This window comes from Streptomyces sp. NPDC048255, from assembly GCF_040652415.1.
GTDB lineage: Bacteria > Actinomycetota > Actinomycetes > Streptomycetales > Streptomycetaceae > Streptomyces.
On sequence record NZ_JBEZMA010000002.1, the window covers coordinates 1 to 26,824 of the forward strand.

The 26,824-nt window shown below is 71.1% G+C and carries 30 protein-coding genes and 5 pseudogenes; 19 read left to right on the forward strand and 16 right to left on the reverse strand.

The window, feature by feature from the left end:
- Nucleotides 1–777 precede the first annotated feature (777 nt).
- Both AB0D94_RS02355 and AB0D94_RS02360 read right to left on the reverse strand, forming a co-directional pair.
- Nucleotides 778–1,947, reverse strand: coding sequence for a serine hydrolase (locus tag AB0D94_RS02355; protein WP_362044459.1), 1,170 nt, complete (start codon nucleotides 1,945–1,947; stop codon nucleotides 778–780).
- 123 nt (nucleotides 1,948–2,070) lie between these two features.
- Nucleotides 2,071–2,442: pseudogene (locus AB0D94_RS02360) on the reverse strand (MBL fold metallo-hydrolase RNA specificity domain-containing protein); the annotation flags it as partial.
- A gap of 368 nt (nucleotides 2,443–2,810) precedes the next feature.
- Between AB0D94_RS02360 and AB0D94_RS02365 the strand changes: the two are divergent.
- From AB0D94_RS02365 to AB0D94_RS02395, 7 genes are all read left to right on the forward strand, one after another.
- On the forward strand, nucleotides 2,811–3,152 hold the full coding sequence (locus tag AB0D94_RS02365; RefSeq protein WP_362044461.1) for a metalloregulator ArsR/SmtB family transcription factor: 342 nt from the start codon (nucleotides 2,811–2,813) through the stop codon (nucleotides 3,150–3,152).
- Between the two features lie 74 nt (nucleotides 3,153–3,226).
- Complete coding sequence (locus AB0D94_RS02370; RefSeq protein ID WP_362045034.1) at nucleotides 3,227–4,882, forward strand: SulP family inorganic anion transporter; 1,656 nt, start codon at nucleotides 3,227–3,229, stop codon at nucleotides 4,880–4,882.
- Nucleotides 4,879–5,301 carry a pyridoxamine 5'-phosphate oxidase family protein gene (locus AB0D94_RS02375; protein WP_362044463.1) on the forward strand — a complete coding sequence of 141 codons (423 nt, stop codon included), beginning with the start codon at nucleotides 4,879–4,881 and terminating at the stop codon, nucleotides 5,299–5,301. Before AB0D94_RS02370 ends, AB0D94_RS02375 begins: the two co-directional genes overlap by 4 nt.
- Complete coding sequence (locus tag AB0D94_RS02380) at nucleotides 5,298–5,723, forward strand: ATP-binding protein (RefSeq protein ID WP_362044465.1); 426 nt, start codon at nucleotides 5,298–5,300, stop codon at nucleotides 5,721–5,723. Before AB0D94_RS02375 ends, AB0D94_RS02380 begins: the two co-directional genes overlap by 4 nt.
- 16 nt (nucleotides 5,724–5,739) lie before the next feature.
- On the forward strand, nucleotides 5,740–6,201 hold the full coding sequence (locus AB0D94_RS02385; RefSeq protein ID WP_362044467.1) for an STAS domain-containing protein: 462 nt from the start codon (nucleotides 5,740–5,742) through the stop codon (nucleotides 6,199–6,201).
- Nucleotides 6,198–6,419: an alkylphosphonate utilization protein gene (locus AB0D94_RS02390; protein WP_362044469.1), complete on the forward strand. Its 222-nt coding sequence runs from the start codon at nucleotides 6,198–6,200 to the stop codon at nucleotides 6,417–6,419. Before AB0D94_RS02385 ends, AB0D94_RS02390 begins: the two co-directional genes overlap by 4 nt.
- A 177-nt stretch (nucleotides 6,420–6,596) precedes the next feature.
- The gene (locus AB0D94_RS02395) at nucleotides 6,597–6,932 is read left to right on the forward strand and encodes a metalloregulator ArsR/SmtB family transcription factor (RefSeq protein WP_362044471.1); all 336 of its coding nucleotides are present in this window, start codon (nucleotides 6,597–6,599) and stop codon (nucleotides 6,930–6,932) included.
- A 201-nt stretch (nucleotides 6,933–7,133) separates the two neighbouring features.
- Here the strand turns inward: AB0D94_RS02395 and AB0D94_RS02400 are convergent.
- Nucleotides 7,134–7,253: pseudogene (locus tag AB0D94_RS02400) on the reverse strand (FAD-dependent monooxygenase); the annotation flags it as partial.
- Between the two features lie 398 nt (nucleotides 7,254–7,651).
- Between AB0D94_RS02400 and AB0D94_RS02405 the strand changes: the two are divergent.
- Together AB0D94_RS02405 and AB0D94_RS02410 are read left to right on the forward strand one after the other, a co-directional pair.
- Nucleotides 7,652–8,047 (forward strand): carboxymuconolactone decarboxylase family protein, encoded by a 396-nt coding sequence (locus AB0D94_RS02405; protein ID WP_362044473.1) that lies wholly within the window; start codon nucleotides 7,652–7,654, stop codon nucleotides 8,045–8,047.
- Nucleotides 8,048–8,050: 3 nt separating this feature from the next.
- Entirely contained in the window at nucleotides 8,051–8,278 is a 228-nt protein-coding gene (locus tag AB0D94_RS02410) for a hypothetical protein (protein WP_362044475.1), read from the forward strand.
- A gap of 54 nt (nucleotides 8,279–8,332) precedes the next feature.
- Here AB0D94_RS02410 and AB0D94_RS02415 read toward each other — a convergent pair whose 3' ends face one another.
- The gene (locus AB0D94_RS02415) at nucleotides 8,333–9,433 is read right to left on the reverse strand and encodes a sulfite oxidase (RefSeq protein WP_362044477.1); all 1,101 of its coding nucleotides are present in this window, start codon (nucleotides 9,431–9,433) and stop codon (nucleotides 8,333–8,335) included.
- A 64-nt stretch (nucleotides 9,434–9,497) separates the two neighbouring features.
- On the opposite strand from AB0D94_RS02415, the gene AB0D94_RS02420 reads away from it, so the two are divergent.
- The gene (locus AB0D94_RS02420; RefSeq protein WP_362044479.1) at nucleotides 9,498–9,827 is read left to right on the forward strand and encodes a TfoX/Sxy family protein; all 330 of its coding nucleotides are present in this window, start codon (nucleotides 9,498–9,500) and stop codon (nucleotides 9,825–9,827) included.
- Between the two features lie 109 nt (nucleotides 9,828–9,936).
- Here the strand turns inward: AB0D94_RS02420 and trxB are convergent, their stop codons facing one another.
- Together trxB and AB0D94_RS02430 are read right to left on the reverse strand one after the other, a co-directional pair.
- Nucleotides 9,937–10,890 (reverse strand): thioredoxin-disulfide reductase, encoded by a 954-nt coding sequence (gene trxB, locus AB0D94_RS02425; protein WP_362045037.1) that lies wholly within the window; start codon nucleotides 10,888–10,890, stop codon nucleotides 9,937–9,939.
- Nucleotides 10,891–11,268: 378 nt separating this feature from the next.
- Nucleotides 11,269–12,126 carry a hypothetical protein gene (locus AB0D94_RS02430; protein WP_362044481.1) on the reverse strand — a complete coding sequence of 286 codons (858 nt, stop codon included), beginning with the start codon at nucleotides 12,124–12,126 and terminating at the stop codon, nucleotides 11,269–11,271.
- Nucleotides 12,127–12,287: 161 nt separating this feature from the next.
- Between AB0D94_RS02430 and AB0D94_RS02435 the strand changes: the two are divergent.
- Nucleotides 12,288–12,647, forward strand: a pseudogene (locus tag AB0D94_RS02435) (cation transporter); the annotation flags it as partial.
- A 70-nt stretch (nucleotides 12,648–12,717) separates the two neighbouring features.
- Here AB0D94_RS02435 and AB0D94_RS02440 read toward each other — a convergent pair.
- From AB0D94_RS02440 to AB0D94_RS02450, 3 genes are all read right to left on the reverse strand, one after another.
- Entirely contained in the window at nucleotides 12,718–13,680 is a 963-nt protein-coding gene (locus AB0D94_RS02440) for a class I SAM-dependent methyltransferase (RefSeq protein ID WP_362044483.1), read from the reverse strand.
- Between the two features lie 76 nt (nucleotides 13,681–13,756).
- A complete protein-coding gene (locus AB0D94_RS02445) occupies nucleotides 13,757–14,440 on the reverse strand; it encodes a DUF1326 domain-containing protein (protein WP_362044485.1) in 684 nt (227 codons plus the stop codon).
- A 313-nt stretch (nucleotides 14,441–14,753) separates the two neighbouring features.
- Nucleotides 14,754–15,584, reverse strand: a complete 831-nt coding sequence (locus tag AB0D94_RS02450) for a DUF2182 domain-containing protein (RefSeq protein WP_362044487.1) — start codon at nucleotides 15,582–15,584, stop codon at nucleotides 14,754–14,756.
- Nucleotides 15,585–15,690: 106 nt separating this feature from the next.
- Here AB0D94_RS02450 and AB0D94_RS02455 point away from each other — a divergent pair.
- Nucleotides 15,691–15,849, forward strand: a pseudogene (locus tag AB0D94_RS02455) (helix-turn-helix domain-containing protein); the annotation flags it as partial.
- Nucleotides 15,850–15,889: 40 nt separating this feature from the next.
- On the opposite strand, the gene AB0D94_RS02460 reads toward AB0D94_RS02455, so the two are convergent.
- The 3 genes from AB0D94_RS02460 to AB0D94_RS02470 all read right to left on the reverse strand — a co-directional run bounded on the left by AB0D94_RS02460 (nucleotide 15,890) and on the right by AB0D94_RS02470 (nucleotide 18,810).
- Nucleotides 15,890–16,756, reverse strand: a complete 867-nt coding sequence (locus tag AB0D94_RS02460; protein ID WP_362044489.1) for an SLC13 family permease — start codon at nucleotides 16,754–16,756, stop codon at nucleotides 15,890–15,892.
- Nucleotides 16,753–16,878, reverse strand: coding sequence for a hypothetical protein (locus AB0D94_RS02465; RefSeq protein WP_362044491.1), 126 nt, complete (start codon nucleotides 16,876–16,878; stop codon nucleotides 16,753–16,755). Before AB0D94_RS02465 ends, AB0D94_RS02460 begins: the two co-directional genes overlap by 4 nt.
- Nucleotides 16,879–17,364: 486 nt before the next feature.
- The gene (locus tag AB0D94_RS02470; RefSeq protein WP_362044493.1) at nucleotides 17,365–18,810 is read right to left on the reverse strand and encodes a glycosyltransferase family 87 protein; all 1,446 of its coding nucleotides are present in this window, start codon (nucleotides 18,808–18,810) and stop codon (nucleotides 17,365–17,367) included.
- Between the two features lie 114 nt (nucleotides 18,811–18,924).
- Between AB0D94_RS02470 and AB0D94_RS02475 the strand changes: the two genes are divergently transcribed.
- The 5 genes and pseudogenes from AB0D94_RS02475 (at nucleotide 18,925) to AB0D94_RS02495 (ending at nucleotide 21,380) form a co-directional block, all read left to right on the forward strand.
- Complete coding sequence (locus AB0D94_RS02475) at nucleotides 18,925–20,067, forward strand: molybdopterin-dependent oxidoreductase (protein WP_362044495.1); 1,143 nt, start codon at nucleotides 18,925–18,927, stop codon at nucleotides 20,065–20,067.
- Nucleotides 20,064–20,480: a hypothetical protein gene (locus tag AB0D94_RS02480; protein WP_362044497.1), complete on the forward strand. Its 417-nt coding sequence runs from the start codon at nucleotides 20,064–20,066 to the stop codon at nucleotides 20,478–20,480. Before AB0D94_RS02475 ends, AB0D94_RS02480 begins: the two co-directional genes overlap by 4 nt.
- Nucleotides 20,481–20,657: 177 nt before the next feature.
- Complete coding sequence (locus tag AB0D94_RS02485) at nucleotides 20,658–20,945, forward strand: hypothetical protein (RefSeq protein WP_362044499.1); 288 nt, start codon at nucleotides 20,658–20,660, stop codon at nucleotides 20,943–20,945.
- A 19-nt stretch (nucleotides 20,946–20,964) separates the two neighbouring features.
- A pseudogene (locus tag AB0D94_RS02490) lies at nucleotides 20,965–21,069 on the forward strand (hypothetical protein); the annotation flags it as partial.
- 131 nt (nucleotides 21,070–21,200) lie between these two features.
- Nucleotides 21,201–21,380 (forward strand): zinc-binding dehydrogenase, encoded by a 180-nt coding sequence (locus AB0D94_RS02495; RefSeq protein WP_362045039.1) that lies wholly within the window; start codon nucleotides 21,201–21,203, stop codon nucleotides 21,378–21,380.
- 113 nt (nucleotides 21,381–21,493) lie between these two features.
- Here AB0D94_RS02495 and AB0D94_RS02500 read toward each other — a convergent pair whose 3' ends face one another.
- The 3 genes from AB0D94_RS02500 to AB0D94_RS02510 are packed head-to-tail and all read right to left on the reverse strand — an operon-like array spanning nucleotide 21,494 to nucleotide 23,483.
- On the reverse strand, nucleotides 21,494–22,153 hold the full coding sequence (locus AB0D94_RS02500) for a methyltransferase domain-containing protein (RefSeq protein ID WP_362044501.1): 660 nt from the start codon (nucleotides 22,151–22,153) through the stop codon (nucleotides 21,494–21,496).
- Nucleotides 22,150–22,770, reverse strand: a complete 621-nt coding sequence (locus AB0D94_RS02505) for a DUF2064 domain-containing protein (RefSeq protein ID WP_362044503.1) — start codon at nucleotides 22,768–22,770, stop codon at nucleotides 22,150–22,152. Before AB0D94_RS02505 ends, AB0D94_RS02500 begins: the two co-directional genes overlap by 4 nt.
- Nucleotides 22,767–23,483, reverse strand: a complete 717-nt coding sequence (locus AB0D94_RS02510; RefSeq protein ID WP_362044505.1) for a glycosyltransferase family 2 protein — start codon at nucleotides 23,481–23,483, stop codon at nucleotides 22,767–22,769. Before AB0D94_RS02510 ends, AB0D94_RS02505 begins: the two co-directional genes overlap by 4 nt.
- A 123-nt stretch (nucleotides 23,484–23,606) precedes the next feature.
- On the opposite strand from AB0D94_RS02510, the gene AB0D94_RS02515 reads away from it, so the two are divergent.
- Together AB0D94_RS02515 and AB0D94_RS02520 are read left to right on the forward strand one after the other, a co-directional pair.
- Nucleotides 23,607–24,434, forward strand: a complete 828-nt coding sequence (locus AB0D94_RS02515; RefSeq protein WP_362044507.1) for a response regulator transcription factor — start codon at nucleotides 23,607–23,609, stop codon at nucleotides 24,432–24,434.
- Nucleotides 24,427–25,536, forward strand: coding sequence for a HAMP domain-containing sensor histidine kinase (locus AB0D94_RS02520; protein ID WP_362044509.1), 1,110 nt, complete (start codon nucleotides 24,427–24,429; stop codon nucleotides 25,534–25,536). The genes AB0D94_RS02515 and AB0D94_RS02520 overlap by 8 nt, the downstream gene beginning before the upstream one ends.
- 114 nt (nucleotides 25,537–25,650) lie before the next feature.
- On the opposite strand, the gene AB0D94_RS02525 is transcribed toward AB0D94_RS02520, so the two are convergent.
- Complete coding sequence (locus AB0D94_RS02525; protein WP_362044511.1) at nucleotides 25,651–26,715, reverse strand: NAD-dependent epimerase/dehydratase family protein; 1,065 nt, start codon at nucleotides 26,713–26,715, stop codon at nucleotides 25,651–25,653.
- Nucleotides 26,716–26,824: the final 109 nt, after the last annotated feature.

A 26,824-nucleotide genomic window follows, 5' to 3' on the forward strand; every position in this document is an offset into this window, starting at 1 on the left:
TAGGGGGTGTCCGGTGGATCAGGGTCGGATAGCCCGGGTCGGCTGGTGCCGTGGATTGCAAGGCGGAGGAGGGAGTCGACGCGGAGCGTCGGCGACCGACGACAACGCGGCAGGCCGCGGTGCCAGCCGACCCGGGCCCGGCCATGATCCACCGGACACCCCCTAGTACGACGAGGGACAGTGATCCCGTCATGCCGACTGGACAGGCGGGTCTCCAAGCGCGCGAGGCCCGCCTGGACGGCCGTGTGCTCCTTGTCGTGTGACCCCTTGCGCCAGACCACCGGCTTACGCCTCGGGCACGAGGGTGCTGGTGGCCGGCAGCTGGTTGGCGAACCGCGCCCGGCGCAAGTCGGTGATCGCCGCGTCGCAGGGAACCCCTGGGGCACCGAGGAGCACCGCAGCCCGGGCTCGGGCCCACCCGTCCGGGACCTGTCGGCATTCCTCATGACGCGAGGCTCTACCTGTGCCGCGCTCCAACCGTCGACGAGTGCGTCGGCCACATCTTGGTCCGGTCCTGCATCGCCGAGCCAGAAGGATGACCTGGGGCTCCGCACCGGGCGCATCAGGGAAGCAGCGCGGCATACCGGGACTTGGGGTAGCGCACGCGGACACCGGCGTCGGCGGATCGGTGGGAAGCTCACGAGCTACCTGCTGCTGTCTTGCTGTGGCCCCGCTGTACTCCCATGGGGGTTCGCCCGGCATTCCCGAGGCGCCGACCAATTGTTTCGGGCCCTGCCGGCCGCCGAGAAGCCGGATCTCCCAGGACCCACGGGCGTGCTACGCGTTCCTGCGGATGCGCAGGAGGATCGCTCCGGTGAGGCACGTCGTGACGAGGAAGGCGGCCGGCCAGGCGTAGGCCGTGCGGGTGCTGGGCTGGGGTGCGCGGCTCGGAGCGGGGGCGGCGCCGGCGAGCGCGGTCTTGGACGGTAGCGCGGGCTGCAGGGACCCGACGGGGTCGAGGTGTCCTGTGGCAGCGAATCCCCAGTCCAGCAGGGCTCGGGCTTCTTCGTACACCGCGAATCCGCCGCCGTGCTGGGGGTTCATCACCGTGACCAGGAGGGTGCGGCCGCCGCGGCGGGCGGCGGAGATCAGGGTGTGGCCGGCCTCGGAGGTGTAGCCGTTCTTGACGCCGATGATGCCCGGGTACCGTCCCACGCCGTCCTCGCCGGTGACCAGCCGGTTGGTGTTCTCGATGCCGTACGTCCAGGTGGGGCTGCCGTCGTCGTGGGTGGCGCCGGGGAACTGCGCGTCGGGGGTCGCGGCGTACTCGGCGAAGGACGGGTTCGCCAGTCCGGTGCGGCCGAAGACGGCCAGGTCGTAGGCGGAGGAGACCTGGTCGTCGGCGTCGTAGCCGTCGGGGGAGACGACGCGGGTGTCCAGCGCGCCCAGGGCGCGGGCCTTGTCCTGCATCTGCGCGGCGGTCTTCTCCCAGCCGCCGTTCATCTCGGCCAGGACGTGCACGGCGTCGTTGCCGGAGCTGAGGAAGACCCCCCGCCACAGATCCGCCACCCGGTAGGTGCGGCCCGCGTCGATCCCCACCAGGCTGCTGCCCTCGCCCACGTCCTCGAGTTCGGCTTCGGTGACCGTGTGGGTGCCCGTGCCGCGCAGGCGGGGCAGGGCGGTGAGGGCGAAGAGGGTCTTGATGGTGCTGGCCGGTGGCAGGAGGCGGTGTGCGTTGTGGGCGGCGAGCACATCTCCGGTCCGGACGTCGGCAACCAGCCAGGACAGGGCGGAGACATCTTCCGGTAGGGCCGGCGCCCCCTGCCGGGCCCGTACGTGGGTTCCGGGGCGGTGCAGCAGCTTGGTATCGACGGACGAGGCGGGGCGCGGCGGCAGCGGATCGGCTCGCGGAGCGCCCACGGCGGGCGGCGCGAGGAGGACCTCCGCAGCGACCGCGAGAGCTGCCGCACCCGAGAGGGCCTTGCGGACAGAGGATCTGATGCTCATTCAGTCAGCGTAAAAATGAATGTGCCCGACGGCAGTCCGCTGTGAGCCGACCGGCCGAATCCCGTGTCACGCGTCGATGACGACCGGGATGATGGGGGGCCTGCGGCGGTGGGTGCGAAACGCTCAGTTCGCCACCGCGCGGGCGATGAGCTGTTCGAGCTGGACCGTATCTCCGACGCCCTCTTGCGCAGCGGTGGCCAGGTCCTTCTCGATCACGGGGATGACGGGGACGAAGGTGGTGTCGTCGTGCTCGAGCCCGCGGGCAAGGAAGTCGGGGCCTCGGCCAGGGTGCCGGTGTTGGCGTCCTCGGCGATGACGACCCGGTCGGGGTCGACGCCCGTGCGGATCGTGAGGTCGGCGTCGGCACGCAGGTGCCTCCACTCGCCGTGGACGGGCATGACTTACGGGGTCTGACGATATTGCAGCGTAGACGAGCTCGCCGGCGCTGGCGTGTCCGTAGACGTGCACCTTGGCGTTGCCCTTGTGGACCACGTTCGTCGCCAACAGGCGCCAGGCTGATGCCTATGGGCTGACCCGTGATTGATTGCACGACGCCAAGGGTTTACCCGGGCAACCCCACCGGCCCACGGCTGAGTGCGGTACGACGCGGTGCCGGCGAACCCGCTCGTGCGGCGCGGGAAGGCGCGGTGCGCTCAGACCGGGCAGGAGGCCTCGCCGACGGGGGTGGCGGCGAGGCCCTGAGTAGAGGCTACGGTCTCCAGCCGAGGGGGTTCGCCATTTCTGTGAATTGCAGAAGTCTGCAATTTCATAGATGCTGTGGGTGCTGTGTCCGCAGGTAGCCGCGGGCACAGCACCAGGCGTTAGCCCCGGTGCCCCCGGGACGGTGAGAAGGGTGCGAGACCGTGCCGGTTCCGCTGTATCAGGCCAAGGCCGAGTTCTTCCGGATGCTCGGGCACCCGGTGCGGATAAGGGTTCTGGAGCTGCTGCAGGACGGGCCGATGCCGGTGCGGGACCTGCTGGCCGCGATTGAGGTCGAGCCCTCCGCCTTGTCACAGCAGCTCGCGGTGCTGCGCCGTTCGGGGATTGTCACCTCGGTGCGTGACGGCTCGACCGTGGTTTACGAACTGGCGGGCGGAGACGTCGCGCAGCTGATGCTGGCGGCGCGGCGGATCTTGACCGAGGTCCTGACAGGGCAGAGCGTGCTGCTGGAAGAACTGCGCGAGTCCGAGGTTCCGGCCTCGTGACCGTGAACACCTTCCTGACCTCCGCGCTCGGGCGGGTCCGCTCGGTGCTGCCGGCCCGCGCTGACTTCAAGGCGATGAGCCGCAGCCCCCGCCGGGACCTCTTGGCGGGGCTCACCGTGGCGATCGTCGCCCTCCCCCTCGCGCTCGGCTTCGGTGTCTCCTCCGGGCTCGGCGCCGAGGCGGGGCTGGCCACCGCCGTGGTCGCCGGCGCGCTCGCCGCACTGCTGGGCGGGTCGAATCTGCAGGTGTCCGGCCCGACCGGTGCGATGACCGTGGTCTTGGTGCCGATCGTCGCCCAGTACGGACCCGGAGGCGTCCTGACCGTCGGGCTGATGGCCGGGGTCCTCCTGATCGGTCTCGCCCTGCTGCGGGCCGGCCAGTACATGCGGTACGTGCCGGCGCCGGTGGTGGAGGGCTTCACCCTGGGGATCGCGTGCGTGATCGGCCTGCAGCAGATACCGAATGCGCTCGGGGTCGAGAAACCGGAGGGTGAGAAAGTCCTGCTCGTGGCATGGCGGGCGCTCGTGGACTTCGTGGCGTTCCCGAACTGGACCGCGATCGGCCTCTCGGCCGGGGTCGCGGCGGTGATGCTGGCGGGCGCCCGGTGGAAGCCGTCGATCCCGTTCTCGATCGTCGCGGTGATCGCCGCAACGGTGATCACACAGGTCTTCCACCTGGACGCGGCGGCCCCGATCGGGGACCTCCCCTCCGGACTCCCCGCCCCCTCCCTCGCCTTCCTGGACGCTTCGGCGTTCGGCTCGTTGTTCGCCCCGGCGGTCGCGGTGGCCGCTCTGGCCGCGCTGGAGTCCCTGCTGTCGGCGACGGTCGCGGACGGGATGACGGTGGGGCAACAGCACGACCCGGACAAGGAACTGTTCGGGCAGGGCATCGCCAACCTCGCCGCCCCGCTGTTCGGGGGCGTTCCCGCCACCGCCGCGATAGCGCGTACGGCGGTCAATGTCCGCACTGGCGCTTCATCCCGGCTGGCGGCGCTCACTCACGCCGCGGTGCTCGCGGTGATCGTGTTCGCCGCGGCTCCCCTCGTCTCGAAGATCCCCCTCGCCGCCCTGGCCGGCGTCCTGCTCGCGACCGCGATCCGGATGGTGGAGGTCGGCTCCCTGCGTGCGATGGCGAGTGCGACCCGCTCCGACGCGGCCGTGCTCGTCCTGACCGCCGCGGCGACCCTGGTCCTCGACCTCGTGTACGCGGTGATCATCGGCCTCGTTGTGGCGGGGGCCCTCGCTTTGAAGGCGGTGGCGAGCCAGGCGCGGATGGAGCAGGTCGACTTCCGCCCGGACCTGCCCGGCGAGCACAGCGACGAGGAACACGCGCTGCTGGCCGAGCACATCGTGGCCTACCGCATCGACGGCCCCCTCTTCTTCGCCGGCGCCCACCGCTTCCTCCTCGAACTCTCCGAGGTCTGCGACGTCAAGGTGGTCATCCTGCGCATGGCGAGGGTGACCACCCTGGACGCCACCGGCGCCCTCGTCCTCAAAGACGCCGTGGAAAAGCTGAACCGGCGCGGCATCGCCGTCCTGACCTCCGGCATCCGGCCCGGCCAACGCCATGCCCTGGACGCCGTCGGCGCCCTGGAACTGCTGCGCCTGGAGGGCCGCGAGTACGCCACCACCCCGGAGGCGATTGCCGGGGCCCGCAAGCACCTGGAGCAGGCGGGCATCCTGCCCCGCACGCACCACAGACCGCACCGCATCCGGAAGGCCGCACGATGACCGTCCCTGCCGACCGCCGCATGATCGAGGTCTCGGGCACCGAGGCCTTGTGGCTCCTCGAAGGCTCCGCCCAGGGCCGACTCGTATACGTCCAGCGGGAGCTGGCCGTCGTCCGCCCCGCCGCACACGTGATGGAGTACGGCCGCCTCGTCGTCCGCGCCCCCGTGCAGGCCGCGGCCGTCCCCGGCCGGGCACTGCTGACCTACCAGGTGGATGAGATCCGCGGCCCGGCCGGGACCGGCTGGACGGTCAGCGCCCACGGCCCGGCGGACGTCATCACGGACCCGGACGAGGCCGCCCACTACCGGCGCACCCTGCCCGGCTGGACCCACGGCCCCCACGACACCCTGCTGCGCCTGCACCCGCAGCAGGTGTCCGGGTTCCGCCTGGCCCGCACGGTGACGGAGGCGGGCCGGTGAGCGTCCAGGTCGAGACGATGCCCTACCGGCACGTGCTGAACGTGCCGGCCATGGGCGCGGCCGTCCGCATCGCCCGCGAGACCACCGAACTCGTCCTCGTCGAGTGCGGGGTGGGCCTTCGCCACCCGAGTGTCGGGCCGGCGCTGCTGATCCTGGCGGAGCTGGTCACCAACGCCGTCCGCCACGCCGCCGTGTCCTCCCCGACGATCACCGTCACCTACGCGCACGGGGCCGGCGCCTTCGCGTTCGCCGTCCGCGACCGCCACCCCTACCGGCCCGCCCTCTTCGGGGCCCTGTCCACCGCGCCCGGCAGCGGGCTGGCCATGGTGGTGGAGATGACGATGGAGCTCGGCGGCACCGCTGTCGTACGGGCGGATGCGGACGGTCGCGGCAAGGCCATCTGGATCACCCTTCCCCTGTGAAGCCGAGGAGCTGACGATGACGATCGAATGGCGCTACACCACCCGCCAGGACCTGTGTGTGCTGTCCCTGGCGGGCTATCTTGGCGCGGACGCCACCGACCGGTTCACCGGCGCGATCGGCTGGGCGCTCGCGCGGGGTACCGGCCCGGTCATCCTGGATCTGACCGGTCTGCTGGGCTGGTCGGCCGGCGGGCAGATCGCGGTCGCCCAGGCCGCCCGCCGCCTCGCCGAGAGCGGGCGCCGCCTCGAGCTCGCGGCGATACCCGCGGACGGATCCCTCGTCCCCGACGCCACCTGCCCGCCCGTCACCGTCCACTGCGACCTCGCCGCCGCCCTGGCCGCCCACGGTGCCCATGGCACGGTCAAGCAGTGGAGCACCGACGACTGGCCTGACCCACACCATCCGGCCACACCCGCCCTCACCCGAACACCAGCAACAGCACGATCTACGAGAACGGCAAGGACACCGGCACCATGAGCGACATCATCTTCAAGGACTCCAACGGCACCGTGCTGGAGGACGGGGACTCGGTCACGCTGATCAAGGACCTGAAGGTCAAGGGGACCTCCGAGACCCTTAAGCGCGGCACCCTGGTCAAGAACATCCGCCTTACCTCCCGCCCGGGCGAGGTCGAGTGCAACACGAAGAAGGTCAAGGGCCTGGTCCTGAGGACCGAGTTCCTCAAGAAGGCCTGACCGGCGAAAGACCCGATCTCGGGGGTCCGAACGTCACGAAGGTGGCCCTCCGGGTCCCGCGAGTTGCAGGGATCTGCAATTGTGGAGGTCACAAGGTGTGAGCAGGGGTGAAGGGATGCCCCTGCGCGGGAATGGTTCCGGGTGGATGAGATGGGCAGTCGAGGCAGAGGTACGCAGGTGAGCACGCCGCTCTACCAGCTCAAGGCTGAGTTCTTCAAAACGCTGGGGCACCCGGTCCGCATCCGTGTCCTGGAACTCCTGTCCGTACGCGAGCACGCGGTCGCCGAGATGCTGCCCGAGGTCGGGGTCGAGGCCGCGAGCCTCTCCCAGCAGCTGGCCGTCCTGCGCAAGTCCAACCTGGTGGTCACCCGCCGCGAAGGCTCCAACGTGTACTACAGCCTCACCCACCCCCAGATCGCCGAACTCCTGAAGGTCGCCCGCGGCATCCTCTCCGGCGTCCTTCAAGGGCAGGCCGAACTTCTGGCCGACCTCCGCGCCACCAGCCACACCTAGCCGGCGCACCACGGCGCAGGCCTCACCGGGCCCGCGCCCCCACGCGGCGGCCGTCTTCCGTTAGTGCGGGTTCATCGCGCTTCTGACACCGGAAGACGGCCGCTCCCTCATGCCCCGAACCTGCCGCTCCATCAAGTGTGAAGGGAGAGCCTGGTCCGTCGCGGAAACTCCGTGCCGGCGGCCCAGGTCGCGGATTCAGCTCGGCAAGCGGGCGCGGTCCACCAGAAGGACCTGGTGGCCCCGGCGGGCCAGCAGCATCGCGGTCGGTGCACCCGCGCAGCGGGCCCCGACGACGATGGCGTCGTAGGTCTTGTTCGTCATGGCCTCACCTGCCGGTCGATGTTCTTCCACGCTATCCGCGGACCCAGGGCGGCGCCCCCGGGAGAAGGGGCCCGCGGTCTCGGCCGACTGTGCGGACGGGGCCGGATTCGTCTGGCGGCCGCGCGTCCGGGGGCTCCCGGCCGTGAATCATGTGTCACCGGACGATCACCATCCGTGCCGAGCGTCCCGTGGGGCGGCCTCTCCGTCCGTCGCCGGAGATGGCGGAGGTGCGTAGGCTTGATGTGACGTCCCGCCGGTGCCAGAGGGCTCCCTCCGCCGGGGCAGTGGGGTGTTACGCAACGGTGGTCCGCGCCCGTCGATGACCGGTGCTGAACCGCCTGCGACCAGCGCGGGCGAGCCTGGTCGGGCACGCGGAGCCTCCGGAGGAGGCTGTCTTCATGACGACCTCTGTCAGTCGCGCCGATGTCGAAGCGGACATCAGGGAAACCCTGGGCCTGGTGCCGCACTTCTTCCAGAGCATTCCGACCGAGCTGCTGGGCCCGGAGTGGGAGATCTTCAAGCGGATCGAACTCGGCGAGACGCTGATCCCGAACAAGTACAAGGAGCTGATCGGCGTGGGGCTGCACGCCGAGACCAAGTGCCGGTACTGCAGCCTGTTCCACGCCGAGGCGGCCAAGCTGTTCGATGCCACGGACGAGGAGATCCAGGAAGCCGTGCACTACGCGAAGGCGAGTCTGGGCTGGAGTGCCTACATCAACGGCATGCAGGAGGACTACGACCAGTTCGCCTCCGAACTGGGCCAGGTCGTCGAGTACGTACGTTCCAAGGGCTGACCGATGCTGCTGGAGAGGCTGCGCCCGGCGGTACTTCGAGGCACGTTCCACGTGTACGAACCGTCCGCACTGGTCACGGCGGCCCGTTACGTCGTGGAGTCCGCTCCGGCCGACGTGCCGGCCGAGTCGCTGGACCATCTCCGTCAGCTGCTCGACGATTACGACCGGCAGGTGCAAGACCTGCCGGCCGCGGCCGCCGAGCCGACACGAGGCGGCCCTGCGGCAACGTGAACGGCAGAGATGCCACCCGTGTCCCCGCTGCCCCGTCCATCCCCGTGCCGGGAGTCAGCGGCACAGGACGGGGACTCGCTGGACGGCGTTGTTGCCGAAGCCGCCACGGTTCCATGGCTGTTCGAGGGGCTGGGTGCGGCCCGAGGCGTCCGTGGCCCGGACCGTCAGGGTGTGACTGCCGGGGGTGGCCGTCCACTCCGTGTGCCAGGCCTGCCAGGCCGCCGGATGCGGCCCGGGCGGCTCGACCTCGGTCTCGGTCCACGTCAGCCCTCCGTCAGGACTGAACCCGACCCGTACGACCGGCCCGTGCCCCGACCAGGCACGGCCCTCCAACCGTACGGGCCCTGGGTGCACGACGCGGGTGCGGGACATGAAGTCCGGGAATCCGGGCGGTACGAGCAGGGCGCGCGGCGCGATCCGGGTGACTGGTTCGCCGGGCTCCTCCGGGGTCTGCCGGTAACGGTAGGCGACCGTCTGCTGGAAGCCGGTGAACGGGCGGTCGACGAGAGTGATGTCGCGCAGCCATTTCACGTGGGCCATGCCGTACCAGCCGGGGACGACCAGACGGACCGGGTACCCGTGTTGCGGGGGCAGTGGCGTGCCGTTCATGGCGTAGGCGATCAGTACGTCCTCGCCGACGGGCAGTGGAAGACTGCGCTGGTAGTCCTGCTCGACGCCCCGCTCCACGCCGTGGTCGGCGCCGGTGAACACGGCTTCGACGGCATCGGGCCCTACCCCGGCCGCGTCGAGCACCGCCTGCAGCGGCACGCCCGTCCAGTCGGCGCTGCCCACGGCCTCGACCAGCCAGGGCTGGCTGACGGGCCTGGGCGAGAGCCGGGCCCGGCCGTTGCCCGCGCACTCCATGGTGACCCGGGTCGTGACGGCCGGGAGCGCGCGGAGGGCGGCCAGGCCCAGCCTGAGCGGCGTGCGGACCGCCCCGCCGACGGTCAGCCGCCACTCGTCGTCGTTCGCCACGGGGATGTCGTAGTGGACCAGCACGTAGTGCAGCCCCGCCGGTGTGACCTCGTAGCGCAGCGCCTCCAGCGGCATCCCGTGGTTGCGCGCAGCGAGCGCCAGCTCGTCCGCGCCGATGCCTTCACCGGCATCCGCCACGCGACCGGGGCTGCTGATATCGCTCAGGGACGGCGGTTCCATGCCTCCATGGTCGCGCGCGGCACTCCGCCCGGCACGTCACGGGGTTCCGCGGGAGAGTGGGCGTATGACGTACGACGAAGGTCTGGCCCAGCGGATCAGGGAGCAGCTTCGCGAGCGGCCGGACATCACCGAGAAGCGGATGTTCGGCGGCCTGTCCTTCCTTCTGTGCGGGCACATGAGCGTGGGCGTGGTCGGCGACGAGCTCATCGCCCAGGTGGGTCCGGACCGGGCCGAGGAGGCGCTCGCCCGGCCGGAGGCCCGGCCCATGGACTTCACCGGGCGCCCGATGCGCGGCTGGGTGACGGTCGGAGGCCCTGCCCTCGCGGAGGACTCCGTCCTGCGGCACTGGGTGACGACGGCGGTGGCCTTCGCCTGCACGCTTCCCCGGAAGTAGTGCAGCCGACGGGTGCACGCGCCTGCTTACCCGAGGGTTTCGCGAGCTCCGGGTGCGAGCCAGTGAAGGCGGTTGCCATGATGCGGCCTTCTCCCGTGGGTTGTTGCGGTTACCGCTCGTCGGCGGGGGTTGCGAGGTAACGCTCGGCGTCGAGGGCGGCGGCGCAGCCGGTGCCGGCGGCCGTGACGGCCTGGCGGTAGGTGTGGTCGACGACGTCGCCGACGGCGAAGACGCCGGGAAGGTTGGTGCGCGTGGACGGGGAGTGAACCTTGAGGTAGCCCTCGGCGTCCAGGTCGAGCTGCCCGGTGAAGAGCTCGGTGCGCGGGACGTGGCCGATCGCGATGAACAGGCCGGTCACATCGAGGTGCTGGGCCTCTTCCGTGATGACGTTGCGGACCGTGAGGCTGGAGAGCTTGCCGTCCTTGTCCTCCAGTTCGGTGATCTCACTGTCGAAGAGGAACGAGATCTTGTCGTCCGAGAACGCGCGGTTCTGCATGACCTGGGAGGCCCGCAGGGTCGAGCGGCGGTGGACGACGGTCACGGACTTCGCGAAGCGCGTGAGGAAGGTGGCCTCTTCTATGGCGGTGTCGCCGCCGCCGACCACGACGATGTCGCGGTCGCGGAAGAAGAAGCCGTCGCAGGTCGCGCACCAGGACACGCCGCGGCCGGAGAGCTCTTCCTCCTTGGGGAGGCCGAGCTTGCGGTAGCCGGAGCCGGTCGCGATGATCACCGCCTTCGCGCGGTGGACCGTGCCCTCGGAGTCGGTGACGGTCTTGATGTCGTCGGTCAGGTCGACGGAGGTGATGTCGTCGTCGATCATCTCGGCGCCGAACCGTTCGGCTTGGGCCCGCATGTTCTCCATGAGGACCGGGCCGTCGACCCCCTCGGGGAAGCCGGGGAAGTTCTCGACCTCGGTGGTCGTCGTCAGCGAGCCGCCGACGAAGATCGCACCGCCGAAGACGAGCGGCGCAGGGTTGGCGCGCGCCGCGTAGAGGGCTGCGGTGTACCCGGCGGGGCCGGAGCCTATGACGATGACGTTGCGTATGTCGTCGGTTTCGGTCATGGCGGTCACGCCTGCTGCTTGGCGTCGATCTCGGCGATCAGGCCCTCTGTTGGGGACCACACGATGTGGGCGCTGGGGGTCAAGGGGTCGCAGGTTCAAATCCTGTCGTCCCGACCATTGCGGAAACGCAGGTCGGAGGCCGTTCTCTCATCCATGAGAGGGCGGCCTTTCGTGCGTCCGGGGCCGTGGTGGTCGCAATGTGGTCGCACCTCCGGTGTGTGGCCGGTCGGCCGTGGCGCTGAAGCCGGGGACTGCGGGGGAGCGGAGTCGGCGGAGGGCTTCGCGGAGCCGCTGGATGTGGTCGCGTGGTGGTCGCAGCCACGCCGTGTGCTCCGGCTGATGGCTGGCGTTCTCGGCAGAAGCCCGGCGAACGGATCGTCAGGATCGCCGCGGGTTCGAGGCACGGTTTGTGTGCGGTGCTGGAGGGGTGATGACGAGGTGGTTGTTGTCGATGGCGGAGAGGGTGCAGCTTACGTAGAGGACGCCCTGGTCGAGGTGGACGTTGTCCCAGTGGAGGCCGAGGGCTTCGCCCTTGCGCAGGCCGGTGCCGATGAGGAACTCGAACAGGTCGGCCATCTCGGGGTCGGCGTGGTGGCAGTGGGCGAGGAAGCGGGCGGCCTTGTCCGCTGTCCAGATGCGACGCTCCGGCGATGGTGGTCGGTGCAGGACCGGGGGACGGGCCGGGTTGTGTGGGAGGCGGTGTTGGCGGACGGCGTCGCCGAGGGCGCTGGAGAGGGTGGTCAGGCACCGGTAGAGGGTGGTCCGGCCGCGGCCGGCGGCGAGCTCGCTGATGACGAAGGCCGCGATGTGCCGGTGCCCGAGCTCGTCCAGCTTGAGGGCGCCGAAGGCGGGCGCGAGATCGTTGTGGACGTAGTCCCGGTATCGCGCGATGGTGGTCGGCTTGAGCACGAGCGCCTTGGCGGCCAGCCAGGTACTCAGGTAGGCGTCGACGCTCTGGTTCGGGTCGGCGTTGAACCCGCCGGCCTCGCCCTCCAGGAACCTCCGCAGCGCCTCCTCGGCCGCGTCGTGGCTGCCGAATCCGCCACGGCGGACGGTCGTCCGACGGTGGCGCGGTGCCGGGACGTCGACCGCGAACGCCCACGTCCCGTGGTCACTGTCGGTGAGCAGGTGTGGGCAGTGCGCTCCGAGCTGGTGACGCAGGGTGTCGCGGCAGCCGCACGTACGTCGCAGGAGCCGTCGTCCTCGCCGCGGTGGGTGCCAGAGTGTGGCTGCCATGGCGGACGGATCGACTGATCCGGGGCAGCGATAGCCAGTGGCGGCACGAGGAGGCCGCGAAAATCGGCCAGCGCACGTGGACGTGACGACTGCCGGGGAGTTCGCGGACGTCGTCCTGGGTGAAGTTTGCACGGGAACCCGAACGAAGGGCAGGCAGGGGCATCATGCCGTTCCTGTTCGCCGCCTAACGCCGGGCCGGTCGCGAACTCGGCTCAGCCAGCGCGGTCGCCGACTCCAAACAAACCCTGCTGTGTACCTATCTCTCCGCAGTCGTCCTGGTCGGTCCGGTACTCAATGCCACCCTCGGCTGGTCCTGGGCCGACCCGGCCGCCGCGCTGGTCATCGCCGCTGTCACGATCAAGGAAGGCCGTGATGCGTGGCGGGGCGAGGACTGGTGCGCTCCCGACCCGGCTGCTGCGCCGAGGAGTGAGGCAGGTGGGTGCGACTGCCGGCCAGACGGGACTGCTGCACCTGATCTCACCGATAGGTTGCAGAACTGGGCCTCTATCGAAGGCGGATGACGGGAATCGACCCCGCGCCCTCAGCTTGGGAATGCGGTTGTACGCACGTCCGAACTGCCCGGGAACTGGGTCAAAGGGGTCGGGTCTGGGTGACGCGCCACAATCGGCGCGGCAGTTCGCCTTCGTCGAAGCCATGGACTTCGTTCAGGGTCCAGCCGTCGGACAGCGCTTCGACCAGGTCGCGCGAGAAGAAGTGCACGGCGAAGCCGCCGTGTTCGTAGATGTCGTCGCCGTGCGGGGTGCCGGTGCCGTAGTGGCTGTCGCCGGTGTGCCGGACGGTGTAGAGGAACACCCCGCCCGGCCGCAGTACTCGGCGGACCTCGTGCACCAGGGCGTGGATCTCCGGGCTGGACAGGGCCATGCACAGCAGCATGTGCGCGAAGACCGCGTCCACCGAGGCGTCCGGCAGTGGCAGTGGCTCGCGGACGTCGTGCATGGTGGTGCTGACTCGATCTGCGACGCCCTGGATGCGGGCGGCATCCTGTAGCTGCTGGAGTCCGGTGCTGCTGAAGTCGGTGGCCTGGACGGTGAAGCCCTCACGGGCGAAGTACAGGGCGTCGCGGCCATGCCCGGACCCCAGCTCCAGCACATCGTTGGCTCCGGCCGCGCCGAGGACGGCTGCGGCGTGGACTGCGGGGGTGGAGGGCTGCTCGCCGTACATGCCCGGGTGGGCGAAGTAGGTGTTCTGCCAGTGGCGCCGCTGCGCGTCGGCCAGGTCCTGCTCGTGGGGGCGGCCAGTCAGCGCCTGGCGTAGCTGGCCGAGGCCGGGGAGACCCGAAAGGCCATCCGGTGTCTGGTACACCCGGCACGCCAGCCCCGCCGGGCGACCGGCCTCGGCGAACGGGTCGCGTCCGTCGATCAGGAAGGTCGGGGACCCGGTGAAGCCGCGCTCTTCGGCCTCGCCCTGGCCAGTGACCACACGCGTGGTGACCGTGGCGCCGTGCAGGCCGACGTCGTCAAGCGCCTGCCGCAGCAGCTCGGCCGCGGGCTCGCTGTGCGGACAGTCGGGTACGACGAGGATCTCGATCTCCATGGCCTCAGCATCGCAGGTCGTCCACGGTCGGCATCACCGTCTGAGGAGCGACTCGGGGCACCTGCGGTGACCACCACTACCTGTGGCTTCTGCGGAACGGCTGCCCTTGGTCAGGGCCTGTCCAGTCGAAGGTGATGTGCTTGCTGGACTGGCCCTCCCGGCTCCAGTGGAAGCCGAAGGCGTCGGCGCGGTCCGCCGTGGAGCGGCCCCAGGTCGCGACCTGTCCCGGCCCGGTCTCCGAGCCCGGCAGGTTGGTCGACTGGACCCGCGCACCCTCCGGTGTGGTCGGTCCGGTGAGCGCCACGGCCGTCGCCTCGACGCGGCCGGGGATCGTGGCTCGCCAGCCGCCGAGGTCCTCGTCGACCTCGATCTCGATAGGGGTGAAGTCCATGCCCCGCATCTCGGCGTCCATCATGCTCACCATTTCGGCCGGCCAGCTGCCGGCCTGGCCGCCGAAGATCATCTGCAGGGCTTCACGCTGTGCGTCGTCGGCTCGCTCGTCGAGGAATACTGCCGCGTAGGAGTCGGTGTGCTCGGCCCACACATTGCCGACGAAGGAGCCGAGCATCAGGACATTGAGTCCGTCCAGCGGTACATCACCGTAGTTACCCTCGCGTATGTGCCAGGCCAGGACACCGTCGCATTCACCGAAGGTGGGCAGCTGGGCGAACGAGCAGGGGCAGGGGACATTGCACCTGCACGTATCGAACCAGTCACCGGCCGCGTGCCATCTCGGAACAGCCGCTGTCGTCTCAGACATCTCGGCGCCTCCTCGTGGCCCGCACGGGCGGGAATCACCGTCGGCGATGCCCTGCCGGACGTCAACACAGGCGCTCGGTGGCACGGGTCGTCATCAATTCTCCTCCCGCTGCCACGTGGGCAAAAGCCGGGCTGCCCGCGAGCGCGGCCATCGGGGCGGCACCGGTCAAGGCGTGCGGTGTCTGTACTCTCTCGGAGTGCACGCCTAGCCTTGAAGGAGAGGAACTCCCGTCAGGCGAGAACAACCGGTTTCGTTGGAACGCGGGAGGATGACCGCCGTACAGGGCTCTTCCCGTACGGCCCACGGCGACCGTTCATCCTGCCCAGCCGGTCATCTGGTCCATGGGTGGAGCGGATGTCTCCAGGCCGGGCAGCAGCCAGTCCTGGAACGGGGCGAGTACGGCCAGGACGAGGAACGCGAAGCCGACGGCCCAGGTCAGCCAGGGTCCCTGCCGCCAGAGTTTCTCCAGGAAGATCACGGCCGCCAGTCCTGCCATCGCGGCCACGTTCATGAGGCCGAGCGGGATCAGGACGATCATCAGGCCCCAGCAGCATCCGACGCAGTAGAGCCCGTGGTGCGCCCCGACCCGCAGGTCCTTCGCCCAGGGCCGGTAACGCGAGTACTGGAGCAGCTGGAACATCGGGTTCCGGCAGTGCCGCAGGCAGACCCGCTTCAGTGGCCCGAACTGCTGAGCTGCCGCGAGGAGGAATGCGGCGGCGCCGATCCAGCGGCCCGTCCCGGGGTTGCGGTCCACGAGGTGGCCAGTCGCGCCCAGGGCGCCGTACGCGAGTAGCCCGAAGGCGGTCCAGGCGAGGAGATAGCCGCTGACGAATTCGGCGATCCGCAGGGCGCGGGCAGGGCCGGTCGAGCGGCGGCTGATCCCGCGTACCCACGTGATGGCTACCGGTGCCACCGAGGGCAGCATCATCGCCGCCATCATGACCACCCACAGCAGCAGGAAGAGGGGCAGCGCCAAGCCCATGTTGCCGGGTTGCATCCCCGTGTGGCGGGACTGGCCGATGGTGAGCACCCAGGCCAGGGCGGCCAGCAGCACCATCAGGAACCATGCGACTGCCAGATCACGCGCGGGCAACAGGACTCCGGGCCGAGTAGGTGCCGGCGGAGCCAGGCGCAGGTGCGGCATGGAACGCCTCCCCAGGACGCGAGCTGCCTGCCGCCTCAGACACCCGTTCCGCACCGAAGGCGGTAGTACACCCACGCATGGCCGAGACGGGTCTGACGACACCCCCAGCCGATCACTGTCGCTGAGCGTGCGAGCGCTGACCTACCGGCTGGAGCGGATCCACAGCCTGACCGGCGCCGACCCGGCCGACCCGGTGAACCGCTACACGCTCCAGACGGCGGTCATCGGCGCCCGCCTGCTGAGCTGGCCCGACACGGAGGCCTGAGCGCACACCTCAGGGGGTGCGGGGAGGGGCTGGTCGGTTCCTACGCCAGGGCGAAGTAGCGCAGCCACAGGTAGAGGGCGGAGACGGCGACGGTGACGGCGGTGAGGATGAGGCCGTACTGGGTGAACTGCCAGAAGGTGATGGGGTGGCGGTTGCGTTCGGCGATGCCGAGGACGACGACGTTGGCGGAGGCGCCGATGGCGGTTGCGTTGCCGCCGAGGTCCGCGCCGAGGGCGAGGGCCCACCACATGACGTGGTCGGGGTCGCCGCCCATGTCGGTGACGAGCTCGCTGGTGACGGGGGCCATGGTGGCGACGTAGGGGATGAGCACCAAGACGCCTGTCAGTACCGCGGCCAGCGGGGCGAGGTGCACCAGGAAGTCGTTGAAGGTGAGGCCGGCCCGGCTGGCGATGATGATGTTGGGCGGGTCGCCGACGAGCGTGGCGGTGCCGCCGATGTTGGAGGCGAACACTTCGGCGAGCAGGAACGGAATGGGTGACAACTTCATGCGGTCGCAGACCAGGAGCGTCACGGGGGCGACCAGCAGTACGGTGGTGACGTTGTCCAGCAGCGCGGAGGCCACCGCGGTGATGACCACCAGCATGGCCATCACCCGGAACGGTCTGGCCCTGGCCTTCTTCACCGACCAGATCGCCAGGTACTCGAAGAGACCGGTCCGCTTCAGCACGCCGACGATCATCATCATGCCGAGCAGCAGGAAGATGACGTTCCAGTCGATGCCGGTCTCATCCGAGTGGAAGGCCGAGACGTCGTCGGTGGCGCCGATGGCCAGCATCAAGGCGGCGCCGCCAAGGGCGGCGGCGACGCGGTGGATCCACTCCGTGATGATCAGGACGTAGACGCCCGCGAATACGGCGATGGCTGCCCAGCTCTGCCAGCCGCTCACGCCTGCCCGCCCGCCTGCAGCAGGTGGCGCATCAGGGAGGCGGCCGAGACCACTCCGAGAAGGCGGCCCTGGGTGCCGTCGCGTTCGATGACCGCGACGAGGGGGACGTGGGTGCGGGCCATGGCGGCCGGGCGTACACGCTGATCGCCGTCTGCCTGCACCGCGGCCGGTCTCCTGTTCAGTGCGGCGGCCGTCGCCTGCCTTGTCCGGGCGGTTTGGTTCTCCCGCCGCCCGACACGGACCGGGGTCTGATCTGCCATGTCCGGCACCCGCGCTGCGACGCAGTGTGGTCGCACGTCCGGTCTGTGGCTGGTCGGCCGTGGCGCTGAAGCCGGGGACTGCGGGGGAGCGGAGTCGGCGCACAACCTCGCGGATCTGGTGATGTGGTCGCGTGGTGGTCGCAGCCACTCCGTGCGGCCCGTGTCGTGGCTGGACTTCTCGGCTCCGGTGAGGGTGTGGTCGATGGTGTCGACGGCTTCTCGGGCTGTGACGCCGAATGACGGCTCGCCGGTCCGTGGGTGGTCCGGATCTTGGTCCGTGCTTATGAGACGGCCGCCGCCCTCCAATGCGATGGACGTCGGACTCGCAGGGCGGCGAGGCGAGACGCCCTATCGCCTTTCGTCGACCGGTGCGGTGGCTGCCACGGCCGGTACGGCCGCCTGGTCCCTGGCGGTACGCCGTCGGATCACGGTCATCACGAGGACGAGGGCGGTCGCCGCGCCGTAGGCGAGGCTGCTCAGGGTCGCCCCGTAGTCGTACGTCGGTCCGAGGACGTACACGGCCGCGCCCGCGAATGAGATGCCGAGCCATTCCCAGCGTCCGTCCAAGGCCACGAGGGCGATCAGGATGAGCGTGTACCAGGAGTAGCCGGGCGTGAGGAGGACGAACGCCCAGCCGGTGACCAGGAGAGCTCCGTTCCAGGGGCGTCGAGGGTCCCCGCGCCACATCACGTACAGGGACACGCCCGCGACGACGGCGAGCAGTACGGGGAATGCCCAGGTGTCGGGCAGGACCAGGCGCAGGAGCGAGTAGCGGGATCCTGCCGAGGGGTCGTCGTAGCCCTCTTCCTCCACGTAGCCGCCGAGGTAGCCGAAAACCGAGCCGTGCGAGAGGAGGACGTACGGGAGGTAGGCGAGTACGACGAAGGCCGCGGCGGGCAGGAGTACGACGGCCGCGTCGCGGACGCGGCGGACCCCGGACAGCGCGCCGGGGAGAACGACGGCCGGCATCAGCTTCGTGGCGATGGCGGCGCCGATCAGCACCCCGCCCGCCGCCCGCCGGGTCAGGGCCCGGGAGGCGACGAGGCCGAGTCCGGTCACCATGAGGAGCACGCCCAAGACGTCGACGTGGGCGTTGTTGACGGCCTCGATGGGGACGGCCGGGCACCAGGCCCAGTACGCGGCCTTGTCGAGGTCTTCGCCGCGCCGTAGCAGGATCAGGAGGAGTGCGCCCGTGACTCCGAGGGAGATCAGGGCAGCGCCGATCTGGAGCGGCTTGTGCCGGGCGCCGGCGGGGGAGAGGCCGTCGACGGCGATGAAGTACGCCTCGGCGACGGGCGGGTAGATGGTGTGGACGGCGGGCCTGTTGACGCGGGTGCAGTGGGGCGCGCTGCCGGTGTGGGGGACGGGTGCGAGGTCGGGGCTCTTGCAGGCGGCGCCGGTGGGGAAGAGCCAGGGGTCGCGCAGCCGGGCGAGCGCCGGGTCCTGTGGGGTGTGGTCGTACGGGGAGATGCCGGCGGACTGGACCCTGCCGTCCCAGGCGTAGCGGTAGGAGTCGGTGCTGGTCCGCGGTGGTCCCATCAGTCCTGTCACCGTGACGGCGACGGCCCCCGCGGCGATCAGCCACGCGACGTGGCGGGCCGGGACCCGGCGCAGAGCGAGCAGAGCGACGGTGAAGAGCACCCAGCAGGCCGCGTACCACCAGAACAGCCCGACGGGGTCGCTGAAGTTGCCCCCGTACATGAGGGTGAGGACGAGGACCGTCGTGAGTGCGGCGAGGGCGAGTGCGGTGGTCACGAGCGCGGCGCGAGGGCTGAGGGCGGCGAGGGGCTTCACCTGCGGAAGCGTTTCAGGAATCGGCCCTTCCGTGGGCCGTGCCACCGCGGATGTCCGTGTTTCGTAAGGTGTTCCGGCAGCCTGGGCGGGCCTCGTCGGGGGTGTGATGGGGGCATGCGTTCCATCCTGTCTCCGGGGCCGCCCGTTACCTTCAAGGCGCGCCTGCACGATGCCCGCACCGCGACCGCGATCGGCCGCTGGCTTGGCCTGGCCATGGCCGTCTGCTTCGCGACCGGTGTACTGAGCCACTACCTCCAGCACCCGCCGGGTTGGCTGGCCGACTCGCTGCCGAGCCGCCCGTACTGGGGTTACCGGCTCGCCCAGGGGCTGCACGTGGCGTCCGGGATCGCCGCGATCCCGTTGCTGCTCGCGAAGCTGTGGGCGGTCTACCCGCGGCTGTTCGCCTGGCCTCCGGTGCGATCGGTACTCCATGCACTGGAGCGGACCTCGGTGGCCGTGCTCGTCGCTGCCGGATTGTTCGAGCTGTTCACCGGGCTGCTGAACACATTCCAGTGGTACCCGTGGTCCTTCAACTTCGTTCCCGTGCACTACGCGGTCGCCTGGCTCCTCCTCGGCTCGCTGCTCCTGCACCTCGCCGTCCAGTGGCCGAAGATCCGGGACCACTTCACGCGCCGCTCCCCCGGAACCCTGGCGCTGCCCGAGGCCGACGGGCCCGACCGCCGACAGCTGCTTCTTGGCGTCACAGCCGCTGTCGGAGCCGTCACGCTCACCACGGTCGGACAGTCCGTCACCGGGCTCGGTGCACTGGCGCTGTTCGGCCCGCGCAGCCCCGCCCACGGGGTCCAAGGGCTGCCCGTGAACCGTACGGCAGCCGCCGCGCGGGTCATTGAGGCCTCCTTGGCCGACTGGCGGCTGACCGTGGACGGGCCGCGTCCGTACACCCTCACGCTGGAGGAGTTGCGCGCCATGCCGCAGCATGACGTCACCCTGCCCATCGCCTGCGTCGAGGGCTGGAGCAAGTCCGCGCACTGGACCGGGGTACGGGTGCGGGACCTCCTGGAGCGGGCGGGTGGCGGCCCGGGGGCGCGGGCCCGAGTGGTTTCCCTGGAAGCGGCGGGAGCCTACCGGGTGATGGAGATGGGACGTCTCTACGCACAGGACCCGCTCACGTTGCTGGCACTGCGGTTGAACGGCGAGGTGCTGGCACCGGACCATGGCTACCCGGCGCGGATCATCGCCCCGAACCGGCCCGGTGTCCTGCAGACCAAGTGGGTCGGCCGACTGGAGGTCGTGTGAGGGGCTTTCGCCACGTCGTGGGTGGATTCGGGCTGATGTGCGCGACCTGGGGCGGATGGCTGCTGCTCCAGCAGCCGGAGCCGTGGCGGATCGCCGGGTGGCTCGGGGGAGCGGTCGTGGTGCACGACGGGTTCATCGTGCCCCTCGTGATGGCGATCGCCGCCCTCCTTGCTGTCGCGGGCCTGCGCCTGCGCGGGGTGGTGCGTGGAGCCTTGATCGTCGGAGGCTCCCTTACCGCGATCGCCCTTCCCCCTCTGCTGCGTCCTGCGGGCGTGGCCAACCCCACCGTGCTGCCGCTCGACTACCTGCGCAACTGGCTGCTCGCCGTGGCGGCCATCGCATTGCTCACCTTGGCGTACGTCGGTGCGCGTGCCGTGATGCGCCGGGTGAGCCGGGTGAGCCGGCGAGTCTGACGGGGCGCGGCTGCGGGCAGGGTGACGGGTGCATGTTCTTGAGTGGTCGCTCATGAATTTTCTTCTCATGCCCAGACCGCGAGAGTTCGAGCCCGACGCCGTTCTGAACGTGGCCTGGAGGACGACCCGTCCGGTGAACTCCCCGCAGGGACCAGGGTGGTGGCGATGCTCGGCGGCATGGGGCGGACCCGAAACGGAAGCTGTGCGGAGCTGGTGACCGTGCCGACGACCAACGTGGTGGCCGTGCGCACGTCCCTGGACTGGGCCGATCTTGCGGCGGTGCCCGAGGTGTACGCGACGGCGTGGAGCGGCCTTTTCGGCAATCTGGACCTACGGCCGCGCGAGACCGTCCTGGTGAGGGGAGCGACCTCCTCGCTCGGCCGGGCCGCCCTCAACCTGGCGGTCGACCACGGCGCGACCGTCCTCGCCACGACCCGGGACGCGCAGCGGGCGCCACTGCTGTAGAGAACTCGGGGCCGCCGACGTGCTCATCGACGACGGCGCGCTCGCCACCCACGTCGCGGAGCGGGAGGTCGGCGTCGACGCGGTGTTCGACGTCGTCGGCAACAGCGTCCTGCGCGACTCGCTGGCCCCGGTCCGGCCACGCGGCCGGGTCTGCCAGCTCGGCTTCCCGGCGGATTCGAACCGGTACGGGACTTCGACCCGATCGCCGATCTCCCCAGCGGTGTCCGGCGCAGCTTCTTCGGCAGCGCTTTCGTCCTGGGCACCCCCGCATTCCCGCTCACCAGCGTACCGTTGGACGAGATCTACGCCAAGGCCGACGCCGGTGCCCTGCGGGCCCGTCCCACTCGGGTCTTCCGGTTCGACGAGATCGTCGAGGCCCATCGGACCATGGAGGCAGGAGAAGCCCTCGGGAAGATGGTCGTCACCGTCGGCTGAATCGCCAGACCTTCCGTCAGCCCCCTGAGGGCCCCTTGTCGAAAGTCAGCGGCTCCGGGGTGGGATCCGCACTGCTGCGGATCCCACCCCGGCGGTTCTCCGCGCGTACGCGTTCAGCGGGTGAGGCGTACGAAGTGCCGGCCCGCCGCCTGCCAGGTGCCCGAGGGGGTCCAGCCCGCGTCCCCCGCGCTGGTGCACAGGGCGCGGGTGCCCAGTCGGGCCCACCGGAAGGACTCTCCGCGGCCGCCGTTCCCGTCCTCGACGTGTACCTCGACCCGTTCGTCGACGTCTGAGGCGGCCACCTCTACCAGCAGGGAGCCGCCGGGAGCGGTGAGCTCGGCGGTGCGGCGCAACATGGCGGTGGGGTTTCCGCCGATGCCGATGTTGCCGTCGATGAGCAGGACCGTGCGCCAGCCGCCTTCGCCGGGCAGCGGGTCGAACACCGACCGGCACAGGGCGCTGCCGCCCGCCCGCACGGTACGGGCCACCGCCTCGGGGGTGATGTCCACGCCGAGTGCTGCGTGCCCGAGGTGGGCGAGGGCGGCGACGATCCGGCCCGGTCCGCAGCCGATGTCGAGGACCGGTCCGGTGCAGCGGCTCAGAACGGTGTGGTCGGCCACGTCGGGTTCGGCGCACCAGCGCTCGACCTCCAGCGGCAGCAGCCAGCCGTCGCGACGGCGCAGGTACAGCGGGCCCTGCCCGGTGCGCAGGGCGTCGGTGTACGGGTCGGCCTGCCAGGTGCGCGTGGTCGGCTCCGTGAGCTGGGCGGTCATCGGGTCGCCGCGCAAAGTCCGGAGTGCAGGGCGGCGAAGCGGGTGCGCGGAGCCGCTTCCGCCACGCGTTCCGCGTCGGCGGGGGTGTCCACGTCGCACAGCTCGGGCAGATCGCGCACGGCCAGCCCCGCGTCGGTCAGCCGGCGCCGCTGCGCCTTCCCCGTCTCCGGTACGGACATGGGTACGCCGAGCAGCAGGGCCGGGTCGGGTTCCGCCAGGCCCAGGGCCCAGAACCCGCCGTCGTCAGCGGGGCCGAACCAGGCGTCGGTCCCGGTGAAGTCGAGCCCCGGCGTCAGGAGGCCGGGGGTGACCTGGGGCGTGTCCATGCCGATGAGCAGGGCCGGTCCGTCGGCCAAGGCGAAGGCCGCGGCCAGCCGTGCGTCGAGCCCGCCCGCGCACTGCGGGACGACCTCGATTCCGTCCGGGAGCCAGGGCCCCACCTGCCCGTCGAGGACCAGGACACGGCGCCGGGCAGGGGTGGCGAGGATCGCCGCGAGCGTGTCCCGGAGCGCGGCGCGGGCCAGGTCGGCAGCCTGCTCGGGCGTGAACCGCGGGGTCAACCGGGTCTTGACGCGGCCGGCGACCGGGGCCTTGGCGATGACGAGGAGGGTGCTCATGCGGAGGCTCCCTCGGCCGGTGCGGTCCGGGTGTCCGGCGGCTCGGTGAGAACGCGGCGCATGTCCCGCACGGCGTGCCAGGTGCCCGACCAGGTCCCGGTGACCTTGGACTTCCCGGAGCGGGGCAGGTAGGGGACGTCGGTCTCGGCCACCCGCCAGCCCGCATCGGCGGCCCGTACGACCATCTGGAGCGGGTAGCCGCTGCGCCGGTCCGTCAGGTCCAGGCCGAGCAGCGCCTCACGGCGGGCCACCCGCATCGGCCCGAGGTCGTGCAGCCGCAGGCCGGTACGGCGGCGCAGCATCCGGGCCAGGGCGATGTTTCCGGCGCGTGCGTGCGCGGGCCATGCGCCCCGGTCCTGCGGGCGGCGCCGGCCGAGCAGCAGGTCCGCCTCGCCGGCCGCGACCCGGGCGGCCATCGGGGCGAGCAGGCCGGGGTCCATGGAGGCGTCGCAGTCGCAGAAGCAGACGAACTCGGCCCGCGCGGCGAGCAGCCCGGCATGGCAGGCGGCGCCGAAGCCGCGGCGGCTCTCGTGCACGACGGTGGCGCCGAGGGAGCGGGCGATGTCCGCCGAGCCGTCGGTGGAGCCGTTGTCGACGACGATCGCCCGCCACCCGGCCGGCACCCGCGCCAGTACCCAGGGCAGGGCCTCCGCCTCGTCGAGGCAGGGCAGTACGAGGTCCGCGACAGGCGGACGACATGCAGAAGGAGTCACCCTCCACACCGTAGGAACCGGAGGGCGAAGAAAGTGGCCGGAAGACCTTACGAAACGCGGACACCGTGCCGGAACCGCAGGGCCCAGGTCCGCCGGGGCGGGCCGCGGTGCCACTCTGATGGCATGGAATCCAGCAACGATCGGACCACCGGCGGGGGCGCGGGCAGCGACCGCGCCCCCGCCGCCGACGGCGTCACGGCCGCCCGCGTCCTCGTGGTGGACGACGACCCGACCGTCTCGGAGGTCGTGTCCGGCTATCTGGAACGAGCCGGATTCACCGTGCACCGCGCCGCCGACGGCCCGTCCGCCCTGGAGGCCGCGGCCCGGCACCGGCCGCACTTGGTCGTCCTCGACCTGATGCTGCCCGGCATGGACGGCCTGGAGGTCTGCCGCCGGCTGCGTGCGCGCGAGAACGGAAACCCCGCCGTGGCGGTGGTCATGCTCACCGCGCACGGGGACGAGGAGGAGCGGATCCTGGGCCTGGAAGTCGGTGCGGACGACTACGTGACCAAACCCTTCAGCCCGCGCGAGTTGGTCCTGCGGGTGCGCTCGGTCCTGCGCCGGGCCTCCTCGGCCGTTCCGGCCGACGAGCCCCTGCTGGTGGCGGCCGGCCTGGCGGTCGACCCGGCCGGCCGCCGGGCGACGAAGGGCGGTGCGGAACTGGCTCTCACACTGAGGGAGTTCGACCTCCTCGCCTACTTCCTGCGACACGCTGGTCAGGTCTGCGGCCGGGAGCGGCTGATGCGCGAGGTCTGGGGCTGGGATTTCGGAGACCTTTCCACGGTCACCGTCCACGTCCGCAGGCTCCGGGCCAAGATCGAGGAGGATCCGGCCGATCCGCAGCTGATCCGGACTGTGTGGGGCGCCGGATACCGGTTCGAAGCAGCCCCGGACCCGACCCGCCGCGCCGGGGCCGCGGCAGGCGCCCAGACGGAGGCCGGTCATGCGTGACGTTCTGCTGATCGCCCTGTACGCCTTCCTCGGCGCGGGCGGAGCCGGGCTGCTCGGCGCCGTGGCGCTGCGGATACTGCGCCGGCGCAGCGTCGCCGTGTCCCTCGCGGTCGTCGCGGCCGTCGCCGTCTGCGCGATGCTCGCCGGGACGCTCGCGGTGGCCTGGGCGATGTTCCTCTCCTCCCACGACCTCGCCGTGGTGACCACGCTCGTCGCGATGGCCGCCGGCGTGTCCCTGGGCACCGCGCTGCTGCTGGGCCGCCAGGTCGTGCGGCGCTGCCGGGAACTCGTCGGCGCGGCACGCGACTTCGGGGAGGAGGGCACCTTCACCGCTCCCGCCGTGCCCGCCCCCGCCGAACTCACCGCGCTCAGCCGCGAACTGGCCCTCACCAGCGAACGCCTCGCCGCGTCACGTGAACGCGAGCGAGCCCTGGAGACCTCACGGCGCGAGCTCGTGGCCTGGATCTCTCACGACCTGCGCACCCCGCTGGCCGGTCTGCGCGCGATGTCGGAGGCCCTCGAAGACGGCATGGCGGCCGACCCGGCCCGCTACCACCAGCAGTTGCGCGCCGAGGTGGACCGCCTCAACTCCATGGTCACCGACCTCTTCGAGCTGTCCCGTATCCACGCGGGCGCCCTCTCCCTCAGCCCCACCCGGATCTCCCTCTACGACCTGGTCGGCGACGCACTCGCGGGCGCGGACGCCCTGGCCCGCGAACACGGCGTGCACCTGGCCGGCGGTGGCGTCGCCCCGCTTCCCGTGGAGGTCGACGGCAAGGAGATGACCCGGGTGCTGTCCAACCTGCTGGTCAACGCCATCCGCCACACCCCGGCCGACGGCACCGTCGCCATCGCCGCCGAACGTCGCGCCGACGGGGTGGTGCTGTCCGTCACCGACGCCTGTGGCGGCATCCCCGACGAGGACCTGCCCCGCGTCTTCGACACCGGCTGGCGCGGCAGCCAGGCCCGTACCCCTCCCTCGGGCGCGGGCCTGGGCCTGGCGATCGTACGGGGCATCATCGAAGCCCACTCCGGGCACGCCGACGTCCACAACGTACCGGGCGGCTGCCGCTTCGAACTCACCCTCCCGGCACCCGCGTAGGGCCTGCCCCGGCCTTCCGCCCGGGCCTGCCCGATGGTCGCGCGGACACGACGAGGGCCCACCGGCGTGTCCTGCCCATGGTCCCTCGCGAGGCCGGTGCCGAGGCGGGGCGGATCAGCCGACGGCCCCCGCCGACGCGCGCTGGCCGGCGCGGGCGAACTCGGTCATGCCCTGCGCGAAGCCGACCTCCGGGCGCCAGCCCAGTTCTTCGCGCAGCCGGGTGGAGTCGGCGGTGATGTGGCGTACGTCGCCGAGGCGGAACTCGCCCGTGACCACCGGGTGCGGACCCCCGTACGCCGCCGCCAGCGCGGACGCCATCTCGCCGACCGTGTGCGGATCGCCGCTGCCAGTGTTGAACGCCGTCAGCGTCCCGGCGGACAGCCCGCCCACGGCCTCCAGGGCCACCGCGTTCGCCGAGGCCACGTCCCCGACGTGGACGAAGTCCCGCCGCTGGGCGCCGTCCTCGAAGACCTGAGGGGCCTCGCCGAGGGCCAGCGAGGAGCGGAAGAAGGAAGCCACTCCGGCGTAGGGCGTGTCGCGAGGCATCCCCGGCCCGTACACGTTGTGGTAGCGCAGGGACACGGCGCGGCCCTCCGTGCACCGGGCCCACGAGGCCGCCAGGTGCTCCTGGGCCAGCTTCGTCGTCGCGTACACGTTCCGGGGATCCGTCGGCGCGTCCTCGCCGACCAGACCCGGCGCGAGTTCTTCCCCGCAGTCGGGGCAACGGGGCTCGAACCGGCCCGCCATCAGGTCCTCGGTCCGCCGCGGCCCGGGGCGCACCGTTCCGTGCCGTTCGCACGTGTACCGGCCCTCCCCGTAGACCACCATCGACCCGGCGAGGACGAGTTCCCGTACTCCGGCGGCCGCCGTCTCCGCCAGCAGCACCGCCGTCCCGAGGTCGTTGCAGCCCACGTAGTCCGGGGCGTCAGCGAAGTTCTTCCCGAGGCCGACCATGGCTGCCTGGTGGCAGACCGCGTCCATCCCGCGCAGCGCCGACCGGACCGCGTCCGCGTCCCGCACGTCGGCCCGAACGAACTCGGCGTCGGGCAGGGGTGGTGTGCCGGGGTGGGCGGCGGGCAACAGGGCGTCGAGCACGACGGGGTCGTGGCCGCGGTCCTTGAGGGCGTTGACGATGTGGGAGCCGATGAACCCGGCTCCTCCGGTGACGAGTACACGCATGACGGCGACGTTACGCAGCAGGCCGCGTCGGCGGAGTCTCCCACGCGTGCACGTAAGACTTCCGTCATGCGGTGCGGGGAGCGTGCCGACCCGGCCGTCAGTGGTGGCC